Raw genomic sequence first — 22,665 nt, forward strand, 5'->3', positions numbered from 1 at the left:
ATTACTTAAAGGTTATTTTCTTTTTTTTCTAAACTTTTAAATTTGAAATAAGAATAAATCATAGGAACAGCGGCAATAGTAATTCCTATACCAATAAAAATTTTAGAAAAATTAAATCCCGAAAATGTCAAACCACCCAATATTATCACAAAACCGCCTGCAAGCCATAATTTCCCAGCAAAAGCATGTGTCGCTTTCCAAACCTGCTGATTTTCCAACGTCCACGGGGTACGAATTCCGATAAAATAATTAGGCTGAATAACTTTAAAATAATTTCCGAATATAATTAATAGCACTCCAACAGCTACATACATTAAACCTGGACTAGAAAGAGATTGATTTTTGGCCAAGTAAATAAAAAAGGAAGCCAGCACTGACATAAATAAAACCAAGAAAAACTTAAGCTGATAAAACTTTCTTCCCATTAATGAAATTCTTTTTTTGGGATCAATTTTAGATGCCGCAGTCATTAAGCCGTACATCAAAACAGGAAGCATAAAAAGCAAAAACAGTAAGCTAAACTTATCCCCCCAATTATCTATTTCACCTTTGTAATTCCAATGCACAGGGACTCTTTCAGGAAGTGTGTTCCAAATTGTTGCTAAATAAACAAAAGGAATCAAAACAATTCCAATTAGGGGAAGTTCTTTTTTCAATTCTAAATTCATTTTATTATTGTTTAAAGGTTAGTATCCATTGCAAAACATCTTCCATTATGGTGGTATTTATGGAATAAATGATGAATTGCCCGTTTTTTTCAGATGTAATTAAATCAGCCCGTTTTAAAATATCTAAATGATGTGAAATACTTGGTTTAGAAATATTAAAAGCATCGGCAATCTCTCCTGCCGACATATCTTTTTGCTTCAGAAGGTCCAAAATCTCTCTTCTAGTCGCATCGTTTAGTGCTTTAAAAATATCATTCATTACATTTATATATTTAGACAAATATCTAAATACTTTCTGAACAAACAAAAAAAAAGCAGTAATTTTTTACATTACTGCTTTCAAATATTTTAAACGGAATTTATTTAAAACTTATGTTCATCTTTACTAATTACTAAAAATGAAATCAAAGAAATAAAAGCAGCTGTTACCAAATAATAACCCACATAACTCACATCATAAGTCTTAGCTAGCCAAATCGCAATCATTGGCGCAAAAGCTGCTCCGAGGATTCCTGCCATATTGAAAGTCAAAGACGCTCCAGAATAACGAACATTTGTCGGAAACAATTCAGAAAGAAAAGTTCCCAAAGGACCATACGTAAATCCCATTAAAGACATTCCGATGCAAGCAAAAATGGCTACTAAAACAATATTTCCTGAGCTTAAAAAGTAAGAAAAGAAAAATCCGAAAACAGCAATCGCCGCTGTAGCTGCAATAAGCATTTTTCGGCGTCCGATTTTATCTGCAACTACTGCAGAAACTGGAATAAACAAAGCAAAAAACAATACTGAAAATAACTGAATTAATAATCCGTCTCTTTTTGCAATTCCTAAATCTGAGGTTGCCCAGCTTAGAGTGAAAACCGTCATTAAATAGAAAACCAAAAACGTTGTAATCGCTGCAAATGTTCCAAAAATCAATTGATTCTTATAAGATTTTACCAATTCTAAAAACGGAACTTTTACTTCTTCCTCATGCTTTTTAGCCTCTTCAAATGAAGGTGTTTCAGTAATTTTTGTTCTGATATAAAAACCAACAATTACTAAAAGTGCGCTGGCAATGAAAGGAATTCTCCAGCCGTAATTCATAAAATCTTCGTTGCTCATCGAATCGGTAAGCAAGAGAAAGGTTCCGCCTGAAAGCAATAATCCAATTGGAGCGCCTAATTGCGGAAACATTCCGTACCACGCGCGTTTATTTGGCGGTGCATTCTCGATTGCCAATAAAACTGCTCCTCCCCATTCTCCTCCTAAACCAACACCTTGTCCAAATCTACAAAGCATCAATAATAATGGAGCGGCAACACCAATGCTTTCGTAACTTGGCAGAAAACCAATTGTTACAGTAGAAATTCCCATTGTCAACAAAGCAGCAACAAGAGTAAATTTACGTCCGATTTTATCGCCATAATGTCCAAAAAATGCAGAACCTAACGGACGAGATAAAAAGGCGATAGAAAAAGTAGCTAACGATTCTAGAATCGCCATTGTCGAATCTGAACTTGGAAAAAATAATTGTGGAAAAACCAATACGGCCGCATTGGCATAAATATAAAAATCAAAAAATTCGATTGTGGTACCTATAAGGCTTCCAAAAAGAACGTGTTTTAAAGAGTTCTTTTTATTCGGGTTATTTTTCATGAAAAATGATATCTTTTTTATTTGCAAAAATAGAGTTTCATTATTAATAATTCATGTTTACACAAATTACTTTTACAACTACATTATATTTTTAACAAATTAGATAAATTATCAATTTTCAACAACCTTACAAAATCAAAATTTAAAACCCTGATTACAATACTTTTAAAAACATCAGAAAAAAATCAATTCTTAAGCAATTGTTAATAGCGTTTTTAACTATATATTTTCATTAAATTTACAGCTGTCAAAAATAAATATAAAATTATGCCTACCGACTGTATCAGCTTTCAATCTTCTGGATATTTCTCTAAATTAATGCAGGATTATTTAGATCAAAAGCCAGAATTAAAACCGCTGTACAATAATTTTCCAACCTTAGAAAATTTCGAAAAACAAATTGCTGAAAAATCAGCCAATTTTGACCATAACAACCGAACAGTGTTGGTTGACACTTTGCATAAGCAATATCAAAACATTGAAATTTCTGATTTAACGAGACAGAATATTTCTCTTTTATCTCTCGAAAATACATTTACCATTACAACTGGACATCAGCTAAATTTATTCAGCGGACCATTATATTTTTTATATAAAATTATTTCAACAATTAATTTAACTAAAGAATTAAAATCGAAATATCCTTCGTACAATTTTGTTCCAGTTTACTGGATGGCTACAGAAGATCACGATTTTGAAGAAATTAATTATTTTAATTTTAAAGGAAAAAAAATCCGTTGGAATGCAGAAAGCACAGGTCCTGTCGGAAGACTTGCAACTGATGGTCTAGAAGATTTATTTGAAGTTTATTCTAAAGAATTAGGCTCAAGCACGAATGCAAACGCGCTTAAAAAACTTTTTGAAGACGCTTATTTAAACCACAAGAATCTAGCAGATGCAACTCGTTATTTAGCCAATACTCTTTTTGCAAATTACGGTTTGGTTATTGTAGATGCAGACAGTGCCGATTTAAAACGTGCTTTTATTCCGTATGTAAAAGAAGAATTAGAAAATCAAACTTCGTTTAAAGAAGTTCAAAAATCAATTGAAGAGCTTGCCGCATATACTGTTCAAGTAAATCCGCGCGAAATCAATTTATTTTATATCGAAGATAAACTGCGCGAAAGAATCATTTTTGAAAATGATAAATATTGGGTTAACAATACCAAAATTTCGTTTTCAAAAGATGAAATTTTCAAATTACTAGAAAGCAATCCTGAAAAATTCAGTCCAAACGTAATTATGCGTCCATTATATCAAGAAATTATTCTACCAAATCTTTGCTATATTGGCGGAGGTGGAGAAATTGCTTATTGGTTAGAACTGAAAGCCTTTTTTGATGCTGTAAATATTACTTTCCCAATAGTATTAGTTCGAAATTCAGTTCTTCTGGCAACCGAAAAACAAGTTAAAAAAGCTGATAATTTAAATTTATCATGGAAAGATTTATTCAGCAAATCAGAGAATTTAATTAATGAGATTACACATAAACTTTCCCCATTTCCTATAGATTTAACTCCTCAAAAAGAAGCTCTTGAAAAACAGTTTAACTATCTTTTTGAATTGGCTGAAAGAACAGATAAATCTTTCTCAGGAGCTGTAAAAGCACAAGAAGTAAAACAAAAGAAAGGTTTAGAAAATCTAGAAAAGCGTTTATTAAAAGCGCAAAAAAGAAAATTGGCCGATCAATTGGAACGTGTTACCGATTTGCAATGTGAATTATTTCCAAACAATAGCCTTCAAGAACGCCAAGCTAATTTTTCTGAATTTTATTTAGAAAAAGGAGAACAATTGATTACGCTTTTAATTCAAAAATTAAAACCTTTAGAACATAATTTTGACATCATAATAATCTAAAATAATTATCTTTAGAAATTCAAAAGCGATAATTTAGGAACAAATAACCAGCTCATTTCCGATATTATTGCTCTCTCAAACCAAATAGAATTATATTTTATAACCTATTAACGAACTAACCTAATGGTAAGAGAACGCCTAATTTCGCTTGATGTCTTTCGCGGACTAACTATTCTATTGATGACAATTGTAAACAATCCCGGTGATTGGGGTAATGTTTATCCGCCACTTTTGCACGCACAATGGAACGGCTGTACACCAACAGATCTTGTATTTCCGTTTTTCATCTTTATAATGGGAGTTGCAGTACCGCTTGCAATGCCAGAGAAAAAATATGACGAAACCACATTCAACAAAATCCTGATTCGTTCTTTAAGGATGTTCTGTTTGGGGATTTTCTTTAACTTCTTTGGAAAAATTCAGCTTTTTGGTTTAGACGGAATTCCACTTCTTATAGGCAGATTGATTATTACTTTTGCAGTTGGTTATGCTTTAATGGGAAATTTCAGCAACAGACTAAAAAACATTTTTGCCTTTAGCATTTTAGCAATATATCTCATTTTGGCCTACGGAGGTTTTGAAAATTATGCAGATGTAAGACTTCCTGGAGTACTACAACGTATTGCAGTTGTCTATTTTGTAGTTTCGCTTTTATATTTAAAAACATCAAGAAAAACACAGCTTATTACAGGAATCGTTTTGCTTTTTGGCTATTGGGCTATTATGACTTTAATTCCAGTTCCAGGATTTGGAGAAGCTAATTTAGAAAAAGGAACCAATTTAGCTGCTTGGATTGATAGCGTGTTTCTAAAAGGACATATGTATCATGAAACCAACACTTGGGATCCTGAAGGAATCTTGAGCACACTTCCGTCAATTGTAAACGGAATAATTGGTTTATTTATCGGACAAATTCTGCTTCTTAGTGTAACTAAAATCCAAAAAGCCCAAAGAATGGGAATGATCGGCACATCGCTAATCTTTTTCGGATTAATCTGGGATTTAGTTTTCCCGATAAATAAATCCATCTGGACAAGCAGTTATGTTTTATATACAACAGGATTAGCAACAGTTTGCCTCACGGTATTATATTATACAATTGATATAAAAGAATTCAAAAAAGGCTTTAAACTATTTGTTATTTGGGGAGTAAACCCAATGATTGTTTTCTTTGCTTCACAAATTATTCCTCAAGCTTTGGTAATGATTCGTTTTCAAAATCCGTCACTTCCAAGTGAACAAATCAATCTATTAGATTATTTGTACCGATTTGGCATCGCACCATTTTTCAGCAATCCAATGACAGCATCTTTAGCTGGCGCATTAACCTATGTAGCAATTTGGACATTTATTTTATGGATTTTCTATAGAAATAAGCTGATTTTTAAAGTTTAAAAACAATAAAAATATTTCTAAAGACGCGCAATTGTGCGTCTTTTTTTTGACTGCGATTCGCCATATTCTTTTTTCTTAATTAAAACATCATTCCAGCATACTTAAATTATGAATTTATTAAAATCAATTCATAAAAAAAGTATACTTTTGCACAAAATTTAATAAAATACAAAATGGCAACAAATAGAACTTTTACAATGATTAAACCAGATGCTGTTGCAAACGGACACATCGGGAATATCTTAGCAATGATTACTAATGGTGGTTTCAAAATCGTTTCATTAAAATTAACTCAATTAACTGTAGCTGATGCTAAAGCATTTTACGCAGTACACGCAGAAAGACCTTTCTACGGAGAATTAGTTGAATTCATGTCTCGTGGACCAATTGTTGCGGCTATTTTAGAAAAAGACAACGCAGTAGAAGATTTCAGAACTTTAATCGGTGCTACAAACCCAGCAGAAGCTGCTGAAGGAACTATTCGTAAAGCATACGCTACTTCAATCGGAGAAAATGCAGTTCACGGATCTGACAGCGACGAAAACGCTGCTATCGAAAGTGCATTTCACTTTGCAGGAAGAGAGCAATTCTAAGACTTCTTAAATCATAAAAAAACCGCTTCATAACTGAAGCGTTTTTTTTATTTACTTATAATAAATAATTAAAGACTTTCAGAAGTCTTCTTTACCATTTTTTCAACTCTGCCATCCAAATCTTTTAAAAGCTCCTCTAATGCACTTTCACACATTGGCAATACTTTATCAAAAGATAAAACAGGAATTCCTCCTACTATTGTTCCAGTTTTCTTTGAATTTGCTCCTTCGTTAAAAGCAAAAACTTTTTTTCCATTTTTATCATACAAAGCAATTCTTGCATAAGCTTTCATTTTAATAGTTCCAGTTCCACCAACTGCAAACCCTTTTACTACAGCGAAGTGAATCTCTGTAAACAAGACACCATCTGCATTATCTTTAAACATAGTAGCCGTCGCTACTTCATTTGCTGAACCATTTATTCCTTCATAGATATATTTATATCCAGGGTAATTGATAATATATTTCCCCTTTTCTCCCTCTCTATCAAAATGAGGAACATAATCAATATACTCTTGTTTTTGAGTTACATCTGTTTCAGGAAGTAAATCGAATGGAAACTTTTTAGAATAGTCATTAAAAAAAGCATTGTGATACTTTTCTAAAATTGGTTCTAGGTTAAAATTTGGATTGTTCCCTAAATCTGTTACTGCAGCAACAGCACTTAAACCAAGTTCTGAAAGATCAATTGTTTTGTCAGTGTAAAAAGCAACAACAGCAACTTTTTTCTTTTGTGAATAACCAGTTAATGTACATAATACGGTTAAAATTAGTAAAATTTTTTTCATTGATTTTTTATTATTTTGGGTTTATAAAAAAGACGCTATTTTAAAGAAATAACTGCCCAAATGTATCGCAAAAAAAACACTTCACAATAGAAGTGTTAATTATTTTTAAAATTTATCTTACTAAAAAAACTACCGCAAAATCACGTCTTTCACCACTTCACGGCCTAATTCTTCATTGATCATTTTCACGATTTTATATTTTCCATGAGTTAGCTCTTCACGTAAAACAGAAGATCCCAATTCTACATAAAGCGTACTTCCTTTCAAAACAACATTTCGAGTATAGGTATTCACACCATTTCCCATAAGCTGTCTCCAAGCCTCACGAACATCGATTTCATCCATTCCTGGCTGCAACTTATTAACCTGAATAATTTGCTGTAAAACAGCCCCAATTGTAGTTTCGTTATTTAGTCTTTTCGCCATCGTTCAAAAGATTTACTGGTCCAGCTTTTTTATAATGATATTCTATTTTTTGCGGATTTTTCACCACTAATTTGTCATCCGAGAGCGAAATAATTTCTTCACTCCATTTTGCATACTTTGTTTTATAATCCAAGAAAACCTGCTCACCAGCAAAACGAACTGAAACATTTTCAAAAGTATCTGTAGTCAAAAATGTTCCGTCAAATTGCGGCATAACTTTCGTTCGAACACCTTTATTATTTTTAATTTGAAAAAAATCAAAAGTCTCGTTCATTTTATATTCCTTCTCTTCTCCTTTCTCAAAAACCACTTTTTCAATTTCCCAATAGCCATTCAATTTAGCAATATCTGCAGGTTTTAATTCCTGTTTACAGCTCACAAACAAAAGCGAACAAAACAAAACTATGAAAGCATTTTTCATAAATAAAAATATTAAAAATTTATTCTTTTTCTTTAAAATGAAGTCGAAGATTTTAGGAGCTGATTCCTGCTGTCCGCTGTATCTTTTGCTTTTTAAAGAAAAAAGCAAAAGGATGCCGCTCCCATCAGGGCTAGGACTCCCGTTTTCAAAAGAAATTTTATCGAACTACAAAGATAATCTTATAATCATCAAAAGAAATAAAAAATCAAAAACACATTAAACTATTTTATATACTCTTAGCTAAACCCCAAAACAAAACACTAACAGAATTGTTTTTATCATCCTGACATCTTAATGTATATGTAAAACTTTAGGATGCTGTAGCAAAAGCACGCGAATTAATTATGCTAATAAAGGAAATGGAAAAACGATATAATTCCAAATGAAGAATGGAAGATGCTACGGATAATATAAATATCGTCCTATCTCATTTTGATAAACCATTATGGGAGAAAATTAATACTATGTATCAATAAGCGAAGAATTTCAATTTAAATCAACTGCCATCCCTTATTTTTTAAAAAGCTTTTACAGTTTTCACAAAAGTCTTTTTCTTCATTCAGTGGGTTTCCGCCTTTGGCATCACGCATTAAACATGTCTTAATTTTGCAGTGCGGCAAACCCGCTGTATGACCTAATTCATGCAGAACTAGTTTATAAAACTGGCTATTTCTGTGTTTTTTAGACAATCTAAAATCCGAAACAACACAAGCCTTTCCTGGCATGTAACCTAAACCCATTACACCCCAATCTTTAATATTGTTTTTTGTTGTACTAATATCAAAATGCGACAACCCAACAATCACAGAATCATTGCCAATATTATTTTTAAGATTTTTAATAATACTGTCAGCACGATATCTATTGCGAGGCTTGTAAAAAGAATTTCTAGGAAAGTCTATATTTTGCCTTAAAACAACATTTGGGTTAATTGTTTTTATTTCAGCTAAAACTTTTTGAGATTGATTAAGTTCAAAATCACCCAAAGGCTGTATCACTATAACCCTTTGATTTTTTCCAGCATTTTCATTCTGTTGTTTGTTTGCACAACAGTACAAGCAAAAAAATAAAATGAAAATACTGTATTTCATATTAGACAAAGAAAACTATATCAATTATTTTGATTTGTTTTTCTTTTCTTAAGAACTCCTAAAAAGAATAAAACAATTCCCAAAACCAGCAAAATATAATATACTGAAAGATTTTTATCCTTTAAAACATTTGCTAGAACAAAAGATATTACACTAGCAAAATAGAACGTTAAAGCTGATATATTTTTCATTGTGAATTATTTAAAGAAACTATCAACGAATTCATATTTATTAAAGACTTGCAAATCTTCAATTCCTTCGCCGACACCAATATATTTTACAGGAATTTGGAACTGGTCTGAAATCCCAATTACAACTCCTCCTTTTGCAGTTCCATCCAATTTAGTTACAGCCAAAGAAGTAACTTCTGTCGCTGCCGTAAATTGTTTTGCTTGTTCAAAAGCATTCTGTCCTGTTGAACCATCCAAAACTAAAAGCACATCGTGAGGCGCATCGGCTACAACTTTCTGCATTACACGCTTTACTTTTGTCAGCTCATTCATCAAGTTTACTTTATTATGAAGACGACCAGCAGTATCAATAATAACAACATCTGCATTTTGAGCCACTGCAGACTGCAAAGTATCAAAAGCTACAGAAGCAGGATCACTTCCCATTTGCTGTCTTACAATTGGCACATTTACACGATCTGCCCAAACTTGCAACTGATCAATTGCAGCCGCACGAAAAGTATCTGCCGCACCTAAAACCACGTTATGACCTGCTTTTTTAAATTGATAAGCCAATTTACCGATCGTTGTTGTTTTACCCACTCCATTTACTCCAACAACCATTAAAACATAAGGCTTTTTATCTTTCGGAATTTCGAATTCAGTTGCTTCACCTGTATTTGTTTCAGACAGCAGAGCACCAATTTCATCACGCAGAATCTGATTTAGTTCCTCTGTCCCTAAATATTTATCTTCAGCAACACGTTTTTCAATTCTTTCAATAATTTTTAATGTAGTATTTACTCCAACATCAGAAGCAACAAGTACTTCTTCCAAATTATCTAAAACATCATCATCAACTTTAGATTTTCCTGCAACGGCTTTACTTAACTTCGAGAAAAAAGTAGTTTTTGTTTTTTCAAGACCTTTGTCTAAAGTCTCTTTTTTTTCGCTAGAGAATAATTTTTTAAAAAAACTCATTTTTTGTAGTTTATTAGATTATTAGGTTTCTTGATTTCCTGACCAGAAACCCAAATCTTTAAAGAAAGTGCAATGGTTTCCTTAAAAAGAGCCAATTGTTACGATTCTTTAAATTTTTAGACAAATATAGGTAATAAAAAAGCTACTTCCGAATGAAAGTAGCTTTTCTATATAATGTAAATGTAATTATTTCTTTTTCAAGAATTCATCAACTTCTTCAGGAGCCATAATAGATTCTACGAATGTATATGCACCAGTTTTAGGAGATTTTACCATTTTGATGGCTTTTGACAATCTCTTAGAAGCTGTTTGTAACGATGCTACGGTTTTCTTTGCCATGATTCAAATGTTATTTGAAGCTTTTATAAAACTCTCATGGCTAAACCAATCGAGATTTACAAAAATCTCTAATTATTACTTAATTTCTTTGTGAACAGTTACTCTTTTTAAGATTGGATTAAATTTTTTAATCTCTAATCTATCTGGAGTATTTTTTTTGTTCTTAGTTGTAATATATCTAGAAGTTCCTGGAACACCAGAAGTTTTGTGCTCAGTACATTCTAAAATTACTTGGATTCTATTACCTTTCTTTGCCATCTTGCTATATATTTATTTAGGAAAAGATTATTTGATAAATCCTTCTGACTGAGCTTTTTTCAAAACTGCAGTGATTCCATTTTTATTAATTGTTTTTATCGTAGATGCTGCTACTCTAAGAGTAATCCATCTATCTTCTTCTGGAAGATAAAAACGCTTTTTAACTAAGTTTACAGAAAACTTTCTCTTAGTTTTGTTCATAGCGTGAGAAACGTTATTTCCTACCATCGCTCTTTTACCTGTAAGGTCACAAACTCTTGACATTATACTTATCTTTTATCGTTATTCAAAATCAGGGTGCAAAGAAAAGAAAAATAAACCATTGTAGCAAAAAATTATTGCACAAATTTTAAAATTTCTTTCTGTAAAATTTCCAAACTCTTAACTGATGCCCTATCTATCACTTTTTCACGCGGTTGTCCGAAGTTAAATTCTTCAACAATTACTCCGTTTGGAGTTGCCAAAGCAATAAAAACAGCACCTATTTCGGCATCAGAATCACCTTTTGAAGGCCCTGCATTGCCTGTCGTTGCTAATGCATAGTCGGTTTTCAGCAAATCTTTAACACTCAAAGCCATAGCCGACGCAACCTCAGCGCTTACTACCGAAAACTCATCGATTAAATTCTGCGAAATTCCCAAAACATTTACTTTGGCTTCTGTTGCGTAAGAAACAACACTTCCTTTAAAATAATTTGACGAACCTGGAACAGACGACAGCAGCGAAGCAATTCTTCCTCCTGTACAACTTTCTGCTGTTGAGATTGTTTTGTTTTGTTTAGAAAGGAGTTTACCAATTACAGTTTCAATTGTTTCATTTTCTTCGTAACCCACAATTATATCATGAATTATAGCATCCAATGATTGCACATTGCTTTCTATAGCTGCTTCCAATTCTTCTTTATTGGTTCCGCGGGCAGTTAAACGAAGACGAACTCGTCCCGGATTTGGCAAATAAGCCAATTTTATAAATTCTGGAAGATTATTCTCCCATTGCTCAATACGTTCTGCAACTAAACTTTCGCCTTGACCATAAGTTAAAATGGTTTTATGAATTATATAAGGACGTTTGTATTCGCGGACAATTTTAGGAATTATTTCTTCTTCTACCAGATATTTCATTTCGTACGGAACTCCCGGAAGCGAAATAAAAACGGTATTTTCCTTCTTCATCCACATTCCTGGCGCAGTTCCAACTTTATTGTGCAACACCGTACAAGTTGACGGAACTAGAGCCTGATCTTTGTTCAATTGAGAAATTGGTCTTTTGTAAAAACCTTCAATTAATTCTGTAACGTGTGCCAAAACTTTTTGATCGACTACTAACTCATCATCAAAGTATTCACAAAATGTTTTCTTTGTAACATCATCTTTGGTTGGGCCTAATCCGCCAGTCACGATAACAACATCTACTCTGTTTTGCAATTGAGTAAAAGTATCTAAAATATGTTTTTTGTCATCGCTTATTGACAGCATTTCTGCCACCTCAACTCCAATTCTATCAAGTGATTTAGCAATAAAAGCCGAATTTGTATCTACGATTTGGCCAATTAAGATTTCATCTCCAATAGTAATAATTGCTGCTTTCATATCAGTGAAATATTTTTGTTTCTTACTTTTAGTAAGCTATAATTTATAAGTAGAAAATTTAAATTTTGTCTTGGAGGAAGGTATTAACGGCTTTTACGAACTATAAGCCACTTACAAAATTTAAAAAATGATTTTGACTTATTCCTTATTTAAATAGAAGGAATAAGTCAAATTTTATATTAAAGATCAAAATCTTTTTTAATTTCTTTAATCGCTTCTTTTACTTGTACTTTAATACTCTTAAAAGTTTCGATAATATCTTTTTTCTTGCCTTCAGCTTTTGTCCAAGCTTCTACTTGCAAGATTTCTTCAAAAGCCACATTTAACCCCATTAAATCTAACGTTGGCTTTATTTTGTGCGCATACGAATACGCATATTTATGATCCTTCTTTTTTATTCCTTCTTTAATTTGTTTTAAATCTTCCGGAACTTCTGTAACAAATAAAGTTAAAATCTGATTTACAAACTCAGGATCGTTATCTGAAAGCGCATATACTTTCGAAAGGTTATACTTTAAAGCCATTATTTTACTTGTATTCTGAATAATTTTTTATCTTCTAAAAAGCCTTCTAAAATGTCATTTGGTTTTACAGCCGCAACACCCGCTGGTGTTCCTGTAAAAATAATGTCTCCAATTTTTAAGGTAAAAAACTGAGACACATGAGCGATTAATTCATCAATCTTCCAAAGCATCATACTCGAGTTTCCTTTTTGAACCGTTTCTGAATTTCTCCTTAATTCAAAATTAAGGTTTTCCATAGAAATAAAATCAGTTTTTGGTAAAAAATCACCAATAACCGCAGAACCGTCAAAAGCCTTAGCTTTTTCCCACGGAAGCCCTTTTTCTTTCAATTTACTTTGCAGGTCTCGAGCAGTAAAATCGATTCCTACACTTATTTCATCATAATATTTATGAGCAAATTTCGGCTCAATATATTTCCCAACTTTATTAATCTTTACGATTATTTCAACTTCATGATGAACATCTTCAGAAAACTCTGGAATTACAAACGGATGCTGTTTCAGCAAAACAGCAGAATCTGGTTTCATAAAAACAACCGGCTCGCTTGGACGCTCGTTTTTCAACTCTTCTATATGATTGGCATAATTCCTGCCGACACAAATAATTTTCATTTCTTTTTAAGGTTCTAAGACGCTAAGACGCTAAGTTTCTAAGGCAAAAACTCAGAACCTTAGAAACTTAGCACCTTAGAAGCTTACTTCGTATTTAATTTTCTTAATTTAATTGCTGTCAAAACTTTTTTGGTATATAAAGGAAAATCGGCATTTTGAATCCAGCTGAAATATCCAGGTTCTGTTTCTAAAACTTTCTCCACTTTGGCTCCTTTATGTTTTCCAAAAGTAAAAACTTCTTCATCATCTTTATCAAAAGCGATCATTCCCGCAAAATCTGCTATTTTTTTACGAGTTGTAAATTCAGACAAAGATTTCATGTCATTTTCTAATTCTGGATAACGATCTAACTGCGCTTTCAAGATTTCGTAAGTCGCCATTGTATCTGCTTCTGCTGAATGGGCATTGTCTAGACTTTTTCCGCAATAAAACTTCAAAGCCGCACTCAAAGTACGCTCTTCCATTTTATGAAAAATAGTCTGAACATCTACAGAAACTTTATTTTTCATATCAAAATCAACTCCGGCACGAAGCAATTCTTCTGCCAAAAGCGGAATATCAAAACGATCAGAATTAAATCCGCCAAGATCACTGTCTTTAATCATATTATGAATATGCGGAGCAAGTTCTGCAAAAGTTGGTTCGTTGGCTACTTTCTCATCAGTGATACCATGAACTGCAGTTGTTTGTGGAGGAATTGGAATTGTCGGATTAACCAACCAAGTTTTACTTTCTTTGTTTCCGTTAGGAAAAACTTTGAATATTGAAATTTCTACGATTCTATCTTTACCGATATCAATTCCCGTTGTTTCGAGATCAAAAAAGCAAATTGGCTTGTCAAGTTTTAATTCCATTTCTATTTTTTATAAGTTTACAAATGTAATTTTTAAAGCGGAATATCTCTCTTTATTCTGATTTTTTTTGTCAAAAAACACATTCAATCACTCAATTTTAACTTTTAAAAATTAAGCCCATAGCAAGCCTACGTAATACTGCTTAAATCTTTTCTTACAAAATAAAAAAAATCCGGCAAGTTTTAAAACTGCTGGATTTGAATTTATTTTTATAATGAATTTTAGAAATCTCTATCTACATCAAAAGCTTCTAAATATTCTGCTACTCTTTTCACAAAACTTCCTCCCAAAGCTCCATCAACTACTCTATGATCATAAGAGTGCGACAAGAACATTTTCTGACGGATTCCGATAAAGTCACCTTCTGAAGTTTCAATAACCGCAGGTACTTTACGAATTGCACCAAGAGCCAAAATACCTACTTGTGGCTGATTGATAATTGGCGTTCCGAAAACACTTCCAAAAGTACCAACGTTTGTTACTGTATAAGTTCCGCCTTGTGTATCGTCTGGTTTTAGTTTTCCAGCTTTTGCACGGTTTCCTAAATCGTTAACCGCTTTTGCCATTCCAACCAAATTCAACTGGTCTGCATTTTTAATTACAGGAACAATTAAATTTCCGTTTGGCAATGCTGCCGCCATTCCTAAATTGATATTTTTCTTTTTAATGATATAATCTCCATCAACAGAAATATTCATTCCTGGGAAATCTTTTAAAGCTTTTGCAACAGCTTCCATCATAATTGGAGTAAAAGTCAATTTCTCACCTTCTCTTTTTTCGAAAGCCGTTTTTACTTTATCTCTCCATTTTACAATATTTGTTACGTCAACTTCAATGAAAGATTGTACGTGAGCCGAAGTCTGAACCGAAGCTACCATATAACCAGAAATCAATTTACGCATTCTGTCCATTTCCACAATTTCGTCAGCACCGTTTACTGAAACCGGAACCGCTTGCTGGCTTTTTTGAACAACTGGCTCAACTGCTTTCGGAGCTTCAGCTTTTGGAGTTTCAACTGCTTTTGGAGCTACTACAACTGCTTGAGGCGCTTGAACAGAACCTGATTTACGATTTTCTACGTATTTCAGAATATCTTCTTTAGTCACACGTCCGTCTTTTCCAGAACCTGCAATATTTTCAAGTTCGCTTAAAGAAAGACCTTCTTCTTTTGCAATATTTTTTACTAATGGAGAAAAGAATTTATCTGATCCTGAAAAATCTTGAGAAGTTACCGTTTCTTTAACAGATTCGATTGTTTTTTCAATTTCGGCAGCTTCTGCAGGAGCGGCAGTTTCTTGAACTGCATTTACAGTTTCTGGAGCTGCTGTTTCTCCGCCTTCAGTTTCAATAATGGCAATAGTCTGCCCTACTTGCACTAAATCATCTTTACCAAACAATTGCTCAACTAAAATTCCTGATACTTCACTAGGCACTTCGCTGTCAACTTTATCTGTTGCAATTTCGAGTACGGCTTCATCAGCCTCAATTTTGTCTCCAACCTCTTTCAACCAGTTTGTTATGGTTGCTTCAGCGACACTTTCTCCCATTTTAGGAAGCTTTAATTCAAATCTTGCCATATTGTTAATCTAAAAGATGTTTTTGATTTTCAGATTGCGAAATTAATGAAAATTTTAAATATAAATTTCATTTAATATAATTTTTTACTCGATTTTCACGATTTGCCCTCTGTCATTCCTTGAATTACTTCCAATAATAAAACCTGTATTTTTGGGAAAAATTTTAAAAGTAACCTGCTTATCTTTAAGAGTTTCTATGATTTCGATACATTTTTTGAATGAAATATAGTGATTATCCAAAATGATCTCTGCCTTTTTACCCTTTAAAATTAGCCACGAATTTACCATTTTTTCTCCTTTGAAATCTAAAAAACCAACTTTATTTTCCAAAATCGGAGCCAGTTTTTTAGCGAAATTCTCATTTTCGGAGTATAAAAAATAACTTTCCGGCAATGGGTTTTCTTTTGGTTTTCCTTGAAACATTTTAGCACTTGAAAACAAAAAAGCGCCAATTTGAATAAAAAAACTAAAGAACCATGATTTCTTAAAATGCTTTTGATAAAAGAAATTCATAGCCTCCTGAAAACGCATCATATATTTTTCGTCCTTTATTGTACTTTCTCCTTTATAATGCAAAACGGTAGTTTCATGAAAATAATAATTATTTTTTTGCATTTGTAAAGCGCGATACGACAGATCAATATCATCGGCATACATGAAACAATTTTCATCAAAACCGTTTAAATTTTCATATAGTTTTCTTTCTAAAAACATAAAAGCTCCAACGAGAATATCTACCTTTCCACTTTCATTTTCGCTTAAATGCTGAGCATAATATTGATTAAAAAGTTTTGCTTTAGGAAATATTTTATACAATCCGAAAATCTTTGTAAAGGCAACCCAAGGCGTTGGAATGCCACGTTTACTTTCTGGAAGAAATTGCCCTGTTCCATCAATTAATTTGCATCCAATGATCCCGAGATTAGTTTGCCTTTCGGCAAAAGCCAAAATCTTTGTAAAAGTATCTTCTGCAACGACAGTATCAGGATTCAAAATACAAACGTACTTTCCTTTCGCTTGACGAACACCAATATTATTGCCTTTTGGAAAACCAAAATTTTCTTTGTTTTCAATCAGTCTTACGTTTGGAAATTTTTCTTTCAACATCAAAACGCTTTCGTCTGATGAATTATTATCTATTATAATAATTTCTGCATCGATTGACGCAATTGCTTCCTGAACACTTAAAATGCATAGTTCGAGAAAGTAGCGCACATTGTAATTTAAAATAACAACCGATAATTGCATGAAATATTGAGTCTGTAGATTTTGGCCGAAGTTAGAAATTTTCTGATAACCCTAAGCGAAGCGACCAATCGTTTTTACTGATTCCGTAATCTAAAGCCAGATTACTGCCATTGCGCTTATTCCATTTAATGCGAATTCCAGTTCCGACCGCTGGATTCCATTTTTTAAATTCATAGGTATCAAGTTTTGAAACCGAAGAAACATTAGTAAAAAAAACAGCGCCAAAAAATCCGTTTCGACTAATATCGGTTCTGTATTCGGTTTCAAAATAAATTAAAGCATTGCTGCGATATCTATTTTTGGTGAATCCGCGTCCCGTTTTTCCTTCACGATCCCAGCCAATACTTGGTAAATCCAGATAATGTGGTTTCCCGCCAAAAGTTGACCAAAAGAATGCGCGTGAAGCCCAAACCCGATGTTTGGTTTTACTAAAAGAATGATATTTTCGGGCATCAAAATATATAGACTGCCATTTATCGCCTTCTACCCCGCTGGTATTTAATCGTAAATCAGCTTCAACGTACAAACCTTGTTCGGGATTAATAATATTTTCTCTAGAATCGTACAAACCTTGAATTGCAAATCCGAAAGAAGTCTCGTCTGAATAATCGCCATTCATATACTTATAATAATCTGTTTCTCCGTCTATATAAGATTCTTCAGAAATATTTTTATAATTGTCAAAAAGAAAACCAACTCCCAACCGGTAATTGCCAACAATCTGCCTTGTAATAAACTGGTAAAAACGCCATTGCTGATAATCGAGCGTTGACATTTCTTTTTCTGAATTGTCGGTGCCTAATCCGTAAGTATCTTGAGGATAAATCATATACCGATAATCTCCCATAAGATTCCATTTATTGTCACTGGTATAAATATAAGATTGGATCGGAAATACAAATTGATTGCTGAAACTAAAATATGGCGAAAAGGTAATTTGAGACATTTTGGTTTTTTCTGCATCTCCCAAATAAAAAGTAGTCAGAAAAGAAACAACCAAACCATTGCTTGAATTTACGCCTACAGGAACAGGCAGTAAAGAAAAAGTTAGTTTTCGTTTTCGATCTGGGCGAATGGTATCCTGTTTATCAAAAATTTTATGAATGACATCTAAGATATCCCGAGTTCCCACGGCCGTGCTGTCATTTTGAGCCTGACAAAACGATCCAATTAAAAATAAAATTAAGATGTATTTAATTTTTAAACTATTCACACGCAATGTCTTAAAAACCGTCTCTTACAAATTTAAAATTTTATTAAGAATAAATTCAAAATTTTGTTCGAATAAAAAAGATTTTTAAATGATACAAAAAAATTATATTTGAAATGATAAACTTATGATTTTGAAAAACTTGCAAACACTTCGTATTTTTCTTTTTTTACCATTAATGCTACTATTGGGCTTTTCTGCAAAAAGTCAGAAGAATGAAACAAATCTCGTAAAATCGAATAAATGGTTTATTGCTGGGCCAGCACTAGAAAATGAAGAAGAAATCAACAAAACTAGACTAGAAAAAGGAATCGTTGCAGTTACAGCAAAAGACAATCCGAAAGGAGAAATAGAATTGAATGTCATGATTACACCTTCTGAAATTAATGATGGAGTTCCAACTAATCTTCCAGATAATTCCAAATTAGTAGAAATTACCTATCAGTCAACCCAAATTATAAAATTACAAGCAAGAGAAGGAAATAAAGAAGGGACAGGTTGTGTACATGGAGGTTCGCATCCGAGAGTTACTATTCCCGCTTCTCCAAAGCATTTTTCTACCATAAAAATTCCTTGGTCAGATTTTAGGCAAGACGAACTTTCTAATGGAAAACTTTTGAATATCCATAATCTATGCAAATTCAATTTTGTCAATTATAATCCAGTTTCTGGTTCTGTTTTAAAGATAAAATCGGTTATTATTTTTTAGTTTTTTTGTTTCAGGTTTCAAGTTTCAGGTTCCAAGTTTTATTCGGAACGTGAAATCTAAAACTTGAAATATCTCCTGTATTTTTAACGCAAAGCACGCGAGATTTGTTCTAGGTTCAACTCACTAGAAATGTAAAGTTCGCAAAGCTTTGTCTAAAAAACTTTGCGAACCTTACATATACCTTTGTGTTCTTTGCGGTTAAGTTCAACAACTTGAAACTTGAAACTTGAAACTCTAAAGATGCAGTTGAATTTTATATCGGTTTAAAATCTTCATTACAAAAAGCATAATTATTGAAAATACCAGAGACCATAAAATTCCCGGAACTCCTACTCTGAAATATCCTGGTATTATATGAAAGTTAAATGCTTTACAGAAATAGTAAATAACGCCTGGCAAAATATAAATCAATAACGGATTGGCAGCTGCTGGCATAAAAAACTCACTCCATTTGGTCTGTTTTTTAACTTCCATCAGCCAATACAGAAAATAGAAAAGAGCTGTACAAATTGTTGCCGAGAACATTGTCCAAGATGGTGTTCCTTTTATTTTTGATATTCCGAAATACGGACGGAGTAAAATCGCTGTTATTGTAAATAAAGCAATAAAGCCAATTACGGGCCAATTGATTTTAGAACTAATTTTTCGATCAAAAAACAATAATGAAATTATAATTCCAGCCGAAGTCAGAGAAACATGTGTAAGATGTCCTGCTATAAAACTCAACCAAGAAGTGCTTTGAACAAAAGAGTTTTCAATTAAATTAAGAGAATTCATAGCAACAGCAAAAACTAGAAAAGCAATCATTGCCCATAGATTTCCTGAAACGAGCCAGTAATAAATTACCGTAAAAAGATACGCCCAACCTATCAACCCAAGAATTCCCCACCATTTTGGTGTCATTCCGCGATCTCCAGTATCTTGCACATAAATGAAATAAAGTGCTACAAGTACTAAAATCCCTCCATATTGAAGCACATTTTTTAACCAAACAGGAAAATCTTTTGGATATTTATTCCAAATTGGAATAGGCATGCTATAAGCCAAAAGTCCCCAAAATGCAGGCGCGATAATCATTTTTGTCGCATCATAGCCATACTCGGCATTGACCATAAAAACACCAATCACAATAAGTGCAATAGCTCTCTTAAGAGTATGTGTCCAAATTGTTTTTGGACTGTCTTTTTTTATAAGTCTGGCATTAAAAGCAAACGGAATGGACATTCCGACAATGAATAAAAAAGCAGGAAAAACTAAATCAACAAAAGTCATGGCATCTGCATCTGCGGGCATGTGTTTCATCCATTGCGGCACGTTTTGAATACTCGCAAGTTCATTTACAAAAATCATTACAAAAATGGTAATTCCACGCAAAGCATCAATAGAAATAATACGCTGATTAAACAGATTCTCTTTTATTTTCATAATTTTTTACTTTTTTACTAAAAATCAAATATAGTATAATTCTAAAATGTCTTGTTACAAATTCTCGACTAATTTTGCGCGTTATAAAACTGATTTATACATTTTTGTTACATGTTATCATTCCTCAAATCAAAACCCGCATTAAAAGAACTGCTTGATGGCACTTTTGTAGATATTCATTCTCATATTTTACCGGGAATTGACGACGGAGCAAAAAACATGGCAAAATCAATTGAATTGGTTTCGGCTTTGCATAAACTCGGAGTTTCTCAAATTGTAACAACGCCACACATCAACCATTATGTTTGGAATAATTCTCCTGAAATTATTCGACCTAAACTTCTAGAGACCCAAAAAGCATTAGAAGAAAATAAAATTGAAATACCTGTTCAGGCTGCTGCCGAATATTTTATAGATAGCTGGTTCGAAAATCATTTTAAAGAAGAAAAACTTCTAACATTAAAAGATAATTATGTTTTGGTAGAGATTTCTTATCTAAATGCTCCACTAAATATTTACAAAACCATTTTTGAGATACAAGTAGCGGGCTACATTCCTGTTTTGGCTCATCCAGAAAGATATGTTTTTTACCACAACAAGTTTTCAGAATATGAAAAACTAAAAAATGCAGGCTGTCTTTTTCAGCTAAATCTGCTTTCTACTGTAGAATATTACGGTTCGCCGATTGCTAAAATGGCAGACGATCTTCTAGCCAAAGGAATGTATGATTTTTGCGGAACTGATGTTCATCATAAAAAACATATTGCGGCTTTTGAAGATAAAATAAAAATCAAAAATATGGATTCTTTAAAGAAAGTTATTGCTAATAATCAGTTTTTTAAATCCTGAAAAGCTTAATAAGCGTTTTCTTCGCCTTTAAAAATATTGATAACGGTTTTTACAATAATTTTAATATCAAGCAAAAAACTCCAGTTCTCGATATACCAGATGTCATATTCTACCCTATTTTCCATATCGCTCAAGACTTTTGTTTCTCCTCTAAAACCATTTACCTGCGCCCAGCCAGTAATTCCTGGTTTAGCATATTGCCGTACCAAATAATTATTGATAAGATCGCTGTACTCTTTTGCAAGATTAACCATGTGTGGCCTTGGCCCTACAACGGACATATCTCCAAGAAAAACATTAAAAAATTGCGGCAGTTCGTCTATACTTGTTTTACGGATAAAAGCACCAAATTTAGTAATTCGACTATCTCCTTTTTCTGCTTGTTTATTATGCGCCAGACCATTTACATACATGCTCCTAAACTTTATGCACATAAACGATCTATTGTCTCTCCCGGATCTTTCCTGCTTAAAAAAAATAGGCCCTGGTGATTCTAATTTTATAATGAGCATAATAATTGGGAATAGCCATGGAAAAATAAGTAGAATTACAAGACCCGAAAAACAGATATCGAAAGCCTTTTTCAAAAGTCTGTTAGAAGCAAATTCTAACGGTTCTGGACGAAACATTAAAACGGGCATATTTTCATAAAAAGCAACTTCTACTTTACTTGCTTTTGTGTAAAGCTGAAAATCTGGAATGAATTTGATACGAATCATATTTTGTTCGCAAATTCTAGTCAATTCATTAATAATTTCGATGTTATCGATATGCAATGCAACATACATTTCGTCAATTTTTTTACCTGCAACAAACTTTTCAACATCGTCAAATTTCCCAATAATTAAAGCTGGATCAACAATTTGATTATTATTTGTTTCATCAAAAAAACCTAAAAACCTATATCCGAATGTAAGGTCTTTTGCAAGCACTTTACGAATTTTTTCACCCGATATAGTAGCACCTACTATTATAAAAGTCTTAAAATTATATCCTTTTGCACGAACATATTTTAAAAGCTTCATTGACAAATAACGCGAAATCATCAGCAACCCAAAAAATATCAGGTAAAAATAAACTAGACGAAGTCTTGAAATATCATTGTATTTTAAATAAACAACGAATATTGACACTAAAGCGGCATGAATAGAAATCTTTTTGATTGTTCTCCATAATATCGATTCTATCGGTTCTACCCTTACGCTTCGATTAGAATCTTTTTGAAGTAGTAAAGCAACCCAAATTAAAATGGCCAAAAGCGAAATTGTTCTTTCGTCCTTGGACAATAGTTTATCCAAATTGCCAAACCTTGCCAGTGCAGAAAGAATGGTCGCAAGATTTAATAATACAACATCAACTACTACAAACAAAAGTTTATAATAACGTGAGATTCGGTAGTGTGATAATTTTTGTAAAATTTTCATTGCGGGGCTTCGTTTTA

General features: G+C 32.7%; 25 protein-coding genes. 5 read left to right on the forward strand and 20 right to left on the reverse strand.

Annotated features, from left to right (window positions below; translation table 11 throughout):
• Positions 1-5: 5 nt before the first annotated feature.
• The 3 genes from DMA14_RS22120 to DMA14_RS22130 all read right to left on the reverse strand — a co-directional run bounded on the left by DMA14_RS22120 (position 6) and on the right by DMA14_RS22130 (position 2,309).
• Positions 6-668, reverse strand: a complete 663-nt coding sequence (locus DMA14_RS22120) for an SdpI family protein (protein ID WP_111426643.1) — start codon at positions 666-668, stop codon at positions 6-8.
• Positions 669-672: 4 nt separating this feature from the next.
• Positions 673-927, reverse strand: coding sequence for an autorepressor SdpR family transcription factor (locus tag DMA14_RS22125; RefSeq protein ID WP_111378348.1), 255 nt, complete (start codon positions 925-927; stop codon positions 673-675).
• Positions 928-1,031: 104 nt separating this feature from the next.
• A complete protein-coding gene (locus DMA14_RS22130) occupies positions 1,032-2,309 on the reverse strand; it encodes an MFS transporter (protein WP_111426644.1) in 1,278 nt (425 codons plus the stop codon).
• 267 nt (positions 2,310-2,576) lie between these two features.
• Here DMA14_RS22130 and bshC point away from each other — a divergent pair, with 267 nt between their 5' ends.
• The 3 genes from bshC to DMA14_RS22145 all read left to right on the forward strand — a co-directional run bounded on the left by bshC (position 2,577) and on the right by DMA14_RS22145 (position 6,154).
• The gene (gene bshC, locus DMA14_RS22135; RefSeq protein WP_111426645.1) at positions 2,577-4,166 is read left to right on the forward strand and encodes a bacillithiol biosynthesis cysteine-adding enzyme BshC; all 1,590 of its coding nucleotides are present in this window, start codon (positions 2,577-2,579) and stop codon (positions 4,164-4,166) included.
• 123 nt (positions 4,167-4,289) lie between these two features.
• Positions 4,290-5,561 carry an acyltransferase family protein gene (locus tag DMA14_RS22140; protein ID WP_111426646.1) on the forward strand — a complete coding sequence of 424 codons (1,272 nt, stop codon included), beginning with the start codon at positions 4,290-4,292 and terminating at the stop codon, positions 5,559-5,561.
• A 173-nt stretch (positions 5,562-5,734) separates the two neighbouring features.
• The gene (locus DMA14_RS22145) at positions 5,735-6,154 is read left to right on the forward strand and encodes a nucleoside-diphosphate kinase (protein WP_012026941.1); all 420 of its coding nucleotides are present in this window, start codon (positions 5,735-5,737) and stop codon (positions 6,152-6,154) included.
• Positions 6,155-6,222: 68 nt separating this feature from the next.
• On the opposite strand, the gene DMA14_RS22150 is transcribed toward DMA14_RS22145, so the two are convergent.
• The 15 genes from DMA14_RS22150 to DMA14_RS22225 all read right to left on the reverse strand — a co-directional run bounded on the left by DMA14_RS22150 (position 6,223) and on the right by DMA14_RS22225 (position 18,244).
• Positions 6,223-6,942, reverse strand: coding sequence for a hypothetical protein (locus DMA14_RS22150; protein ID WP_111426647.1), 720 nt, complete (start codon positions 6,940-6,942; stop codon positions 6,223-6,225).
• A 129-nt stretch (positions 6,943-7,071) separates the two neighbouring features.
• The gene (locus DMA14_RS22155; protein ID WP_111426648.1) at positions 7,072-7,368 is read right to left on the reverse strand and encodes a DUF721 domain-containing protein; all 297 of its coding nucleotides are present in this window, start codon (positions 7,366-7,368) and stop codon (positions 7,072-7,074) included.
• Positions 7,349-7,789 carry a lipocalin-like domain-containing protein gene (locus DMA14_RS22160; RefSeq protein ID WP_111426649.1) on the reverse strand — a complete coding sequence of 147 codons (441 nt, stop codon included), beginning with the start codon at positions 7,787-7,789 and terminating at the stop codon, positions 7,349-7,351. Before DMA14_RS22160 ends, DMA14_RS22155 begins: the two co-directional genes overlap by 20 nt.
• Positions 7,790-8,280: 491 nt before the next feature.
• On the reverse strand, positions 8,281-8,880 hold the full coding sequence (locus DMA14_RS22170) for a zinc-dependent metalloprotease family protein (protein ID WP_111426651.1): 600 nt from the start codon (positions 8,878-8,880) through the stop codon (positions 8,281-8,283).
• A gap of 197 nt (positions 8,881-9,077) precedes the next feature.
• Positions 9,078-10,031, reverse strand: a complete 954-nt coding sequence (gene ftsY, locus DMA14_RS22175) for a signal recognition particle-docking protein FtsY (protein WP_111426652.1) — start codon at positions 10,029-10,031, stop codon at positions 9,078-9,080.
• Positions 10,032-10,217: 186 nt separating this feature from the next.
• The gene (locus DMA14_RS22180; protein ID WP_070261881.1) at positions 10,218-10,370 is read right to left on the reverse strand and encodes a DUF4295 domain-containing protein; all 153 of its coding nucleotides are present in this window, start codon (positions 10,368-10,370) and stop codon (positions 10,218-10,220) included.
• A 75-nt stretch (positions 10,371-10,445) separates the two neighbouring features.
• Positions 10,446-10,628, reverse strand: a complete 183-nt coding sequence (gene rpmG / locus DMA14_RS22185) for a 50S ribosomal protein L33 (RefSeq protein WP_008253902.1) — start codon at positions 10,626-10,628, stop codon at positions 10,446-10,448.
• 27 nt (positions 10,629-10,655) lie between these two features.
• Positions 10,656-10,892 (reverse strand): 50S ribosomal protein L28, encoded by a 237-nt coding sequence (rpmB, locus tag DMA14_RS22190; protein WP_008468080.1) that lies wholly within the window; start codon positions 10,890-10,892, stop codon positions 10,656-10,658.
• 71 nt (positions 10,893-10,963) lie between these two features.
• A complete protein-coding gene (locus DMA14_RS22195; protein WP_111426653.1) occupies positions 10,964-12,217 on the reverse strand; it encodes a CinA family nicotinamide mononucleotide deamidase-related protein in 1,254 nt (417 codons plus the stop codon).
• Positions 12,218-12,396: 179 nt separating this feature from the next.
• Positions 12,397-12,741 carry an Hpt domain-containing protein gene (locus DMA14_RS22200; protein ID WP_008468078.1) on the reverse strand — a complete coding sequence of 115 codons (345 nt, stop codon included), beginning with the start codon at positions 12,739-12,741 and terminating at the stop codon, positions 12,397-12,399.
• On the reverse strand, positions 12,741-13,352 hold the full coding sequence (locus tag DMA14_RS22205) for a fumarylacetoacetate hydrolase family protein (RefSeq protein WP_111426654.1): 612 nt from the start codon (positions 13,350-13,352) through the stop codon (positions 12,741-12,743). The genes DMA14_RS22200 and DMA14_RS22205 overlap by 1 nt, the downstream gene beginning before the upstream one ends.
• A gap of 83 nt (positions 13,353-13,435) precedes the next feature.
• Complete coding sequence (locus DMA14_RS22210) at positions 13,436-14,206, reverse strand: 3'-5' exonuclease (protein WP_111426655.1); 771 nt, start codon at positions 14,204-14,206, stop codon at positions 13,436-13,438.
• 221 nt (positions 14,207-14,427) lie between these two features.
• Positions 14,428-15,783 (reverse strand): dihydrolipoamide acetyltransferase family protein, encoded by a 1,356-nt coding sequence (locus DMA14_RS22215; protein ID WP_111426656.1) that lies wholly within the window; start codon positions 15,781-15,783, stop codon positions 14,428-14,430.
• An 84-nt stretch (positions 15,784-15,867) separates the two neighbouring features.
• Positions 15,868-17,031 (reverse strand): glycosyltransferase family 2 protein, encoded by a 1,164-nt coding sequence (locus tag DMA14_RS22220; RefSeq protein WP_111426657.1) that lies wholly within the window; start codon positions 17,029-17,031, stop codon positions 15,868-15,870.
• 31 nt (positions 17,032-17,062) lie between these two features.
• Entirely contained in the window at positions 17,063-18,244 is a 1,182-nt protein-coding gene (locus DMA14_RS22225; protein ID WP_238990025.1) for a BamA/TamA family outer membrane protein, read from the reverse strand.
• 124 nt (positions 18,245-18,368) lie between these two features.
• Between DMA14_RS22225 and DMA14_RS22230 the strand changes: the two genes are divergently transcribed.
• Positions 18,369-18,950 (forward strand): hypothetical protein, encoded by a 582-nt coding sequence (locus DMA14_RS22230; RefSeq protein ID WP_111426658.1) that lies wholly within the window; start codon positions 18,369-18,371, stop codon positions 18,948-18,950.
• A 234-nt stretch (positions 18,951-19,184) separates the two neighbouring features.
• Here the strand turns inward: DMA14_RS22230 and DMA14_RS22235 are convergent, their stop codons facing one another.
• A complete protein-coding gene (locus DMA14_RS22235) occupies positions 19,185-20,375 on the reverse strand; it encodes a DUF5009 domain-containing protein (protein ID WP_111426659.1) in 1,191 nt (396 codons plus the stop codon).
• A 111-nt stretch (positions 20,376-20,486) separates the two neighbouring features.
• On the opposite strand from DMA14_RS22235, the gene DMA14_RS22240 reads away from it, so the two are divergent.
• Positions 20,487-21,224, forward strand: a complete 738-nt coding sequence (locus DMA14_RS22240; RefSeq protein WP_111426660.1) for a tyrosine-protein phosphatase — start codon at positions 20,487-20,489, stop codon at positions 21,222-21,224.
• Between the two features lie 5 nt (positions 21,225-21,229).
• On the opposite strand, the gene DMA14_RS22245 is transcribed toward DMA14_RS22240, so the two are convergent.
• Positions 21,230-22,648, reverse strand: coding sequence for an undecaprenyl-phosphate glucose phosphotransferase (locus DMA14_RS22245; protein WP_111426661.1), 1,419 nt, complete (start codon positions 22,646-22,648; stop codon positions 21,230-21,232).
• Positions 22,649-22,665 lie beyond the last annotated feature (17 nt).

Source organism: Flavobacterium sharifuzzamanii, from assembly GCF_003254585.1.
Taxonomy (GTDB): domain Bacteria; phylum Bacteroidota; class Bacteroidia; order Flavobacteriales; family Flavobacteriaceae; genus Flavobacterium; species Flavobacterium sharifuzzamanii.

Bases quoted from the DNA above. Each gene is read 5' to 3' on its own strand.
- DMA14_RS22120 (WP_111426643.1), bottom strand. From the start codon at position 668: ATGAATTTAGAATTGAAAAAAGAACTTCCCCTAATTGGAATTGTTTTG.
- DMA14_RS22125 (WP_111378348.1), bottom strand. From the start codon at position 927: ATGAATGATATTTTTAAAGCACTAAACGATGCGACTAGAAGAGAGATT.
- DMA14_RS22130 (WP_111426644.1), bottom strand. From the start codon at position 2,309: ATGAAAAATAACCCGAATAAAAAGAACTCTTTAAAACACGTTCTTTTT.
- bshC (WP_111426645.1), top strand. From the start codon at position 2,577: ATGCCTACCGACTGTATCAGCTTTCAATCTTCTGGATATTTCTCTAAA.
- DMA14_RS22140 (WP_111426646.1), top strand. From the start codon at position 4,290: ATGGTAAGAGAACGCCTAATTTCGCTTGATGTCTTTCGCGGACTAACT.
- DMA14_RS22145 (WP_012026941.1), top strand. From the start codon at position 5,735: ATGGCAACAAATAGAACTTTTACAATGATTAAACCAGATGCTGTTGCA.
- DMA14_RS22150 (WP_111426647.1), bottom strand. From the start codon at position 6,942: ATGAAAAAAATTTTACTAATTTTAACCGTATTATGTACATTAACTGGT.
- DMA14_RS22155 (WP_111426648.1), bottom strand. From the start codon at position 7,368: ATGGCGAAAAGACTAAATAACGAAACTACAATTGGGGCTGTTTTACAG.
- DMA14_RS22160 (WP_111426649.1), bottom strand. From the start codon at position 7,789: ATGAAAAATGCTTTCATAGTTTTGTTTTGTTCGCTTTTGTTTGTGAGC.
- DMA14_RS22170 (WP_111426651.1), bottom strand. From the start codon at position 8,880: ATGAAATACAGTATTTTCATTTTATTTTTTTGCTTGTACTGTTGTGCA.
- ftsY (WP_111426652.1), bottom strand. From the start codon at position 10,031: ATGAGTTTTTTTAAAAAATTATTCTCTAGCGAAAAAAAAGAGACTTTA.
- DMA14_RS22180 (WP_070261881.1), bottom strand. From the start codon at position 10,370: ATGGCAAAGAAAACCGTAGCATCGTTACAAACAGCTTCTAAGAGATTG.
- rpmG (WP_008253902.1), bottom strand. From the start codon at position 10,628: ATGGCAAAGAAAGGTAATAGAATCCAAGTAATTTTAGAATGTACTGAG.
- rpmB (WP_008468080.1), bottom strand. From the start codon at position 10,892: ATGTCAAGAGTTTGTGACCTTACAGGTAAAAGAGCGATGGTAGGAAAT.
- DMA14_RS22195 (WP_111426653.1), bottom strand. From the start codon at position 12,217: ATGAAAGCAGCAATTATTACTATTGGAGATGAAATCTTAATTGGCCAA.
- DMA14_RS22200 (WP_008468078.1), bottom strand. From the start codon at position 12,741: ATGGCTTTAAAGTATAACCTTTCGAAAGTATATGCGCTTTCAGATAAC.
- DMA14_RS22205 (WP_111426654.1), bottom strand. From the start codon at position 13,352: ATGAAAATTATTTGTGTCGGCAGGAATTATGCCAATCATATAGAAGAG.
- DMA14_RS22210 (WP_111426655.1), bottom strand. From the start codon at position 14,206: ATGGAATTAAAACTTGACAAGCCAATTTGCTTTTTTGATCTCGAAACA.
- DMA14_RS22215 (WP_111426656.1), bottom strand. From the start codon at position 15,783: ATGGCAAGATTTGAATTAAAGCTTCCTAAAATGGGAGAAAGTGTCGCT.
- DMA14_RS22220 (WP_111426657.1), bottom strand. From the start codon at position 17,031: ATGCAATTATCGGTTGTTATTTTAAATTACAATGTGCGCTACTTTCTC.
- DMA14_RS22230 (WP_111426658.1), top strand. From the start codon at position 18,369: ATGATTTTGAAAAACTTGCAAACACTTCGTATTTTTCTTTTTTTACCA.
- DMA14_RS22235 (WP_111426659.1), bottom strand. From the start codon at position 20,375: ATGAAAATAAAAGAGAATCTGTTTAATCAGCGTATTATTTCTATTGAT.
- DMA14_RS22240 (WP_111426660.1), top strand. From the start codon at position 20,487: ATGTTATCATTCCTCAAATCAAAACCCGCATTAAAAGAACTGCTTGAT.
- DMA14_RS22245 (WP_111426661.1), bottom strand. From the start codon at position 22,648: ATGAAAATTTTACAAAAATTATCACACTACCGAATCTCACGTTATTAT.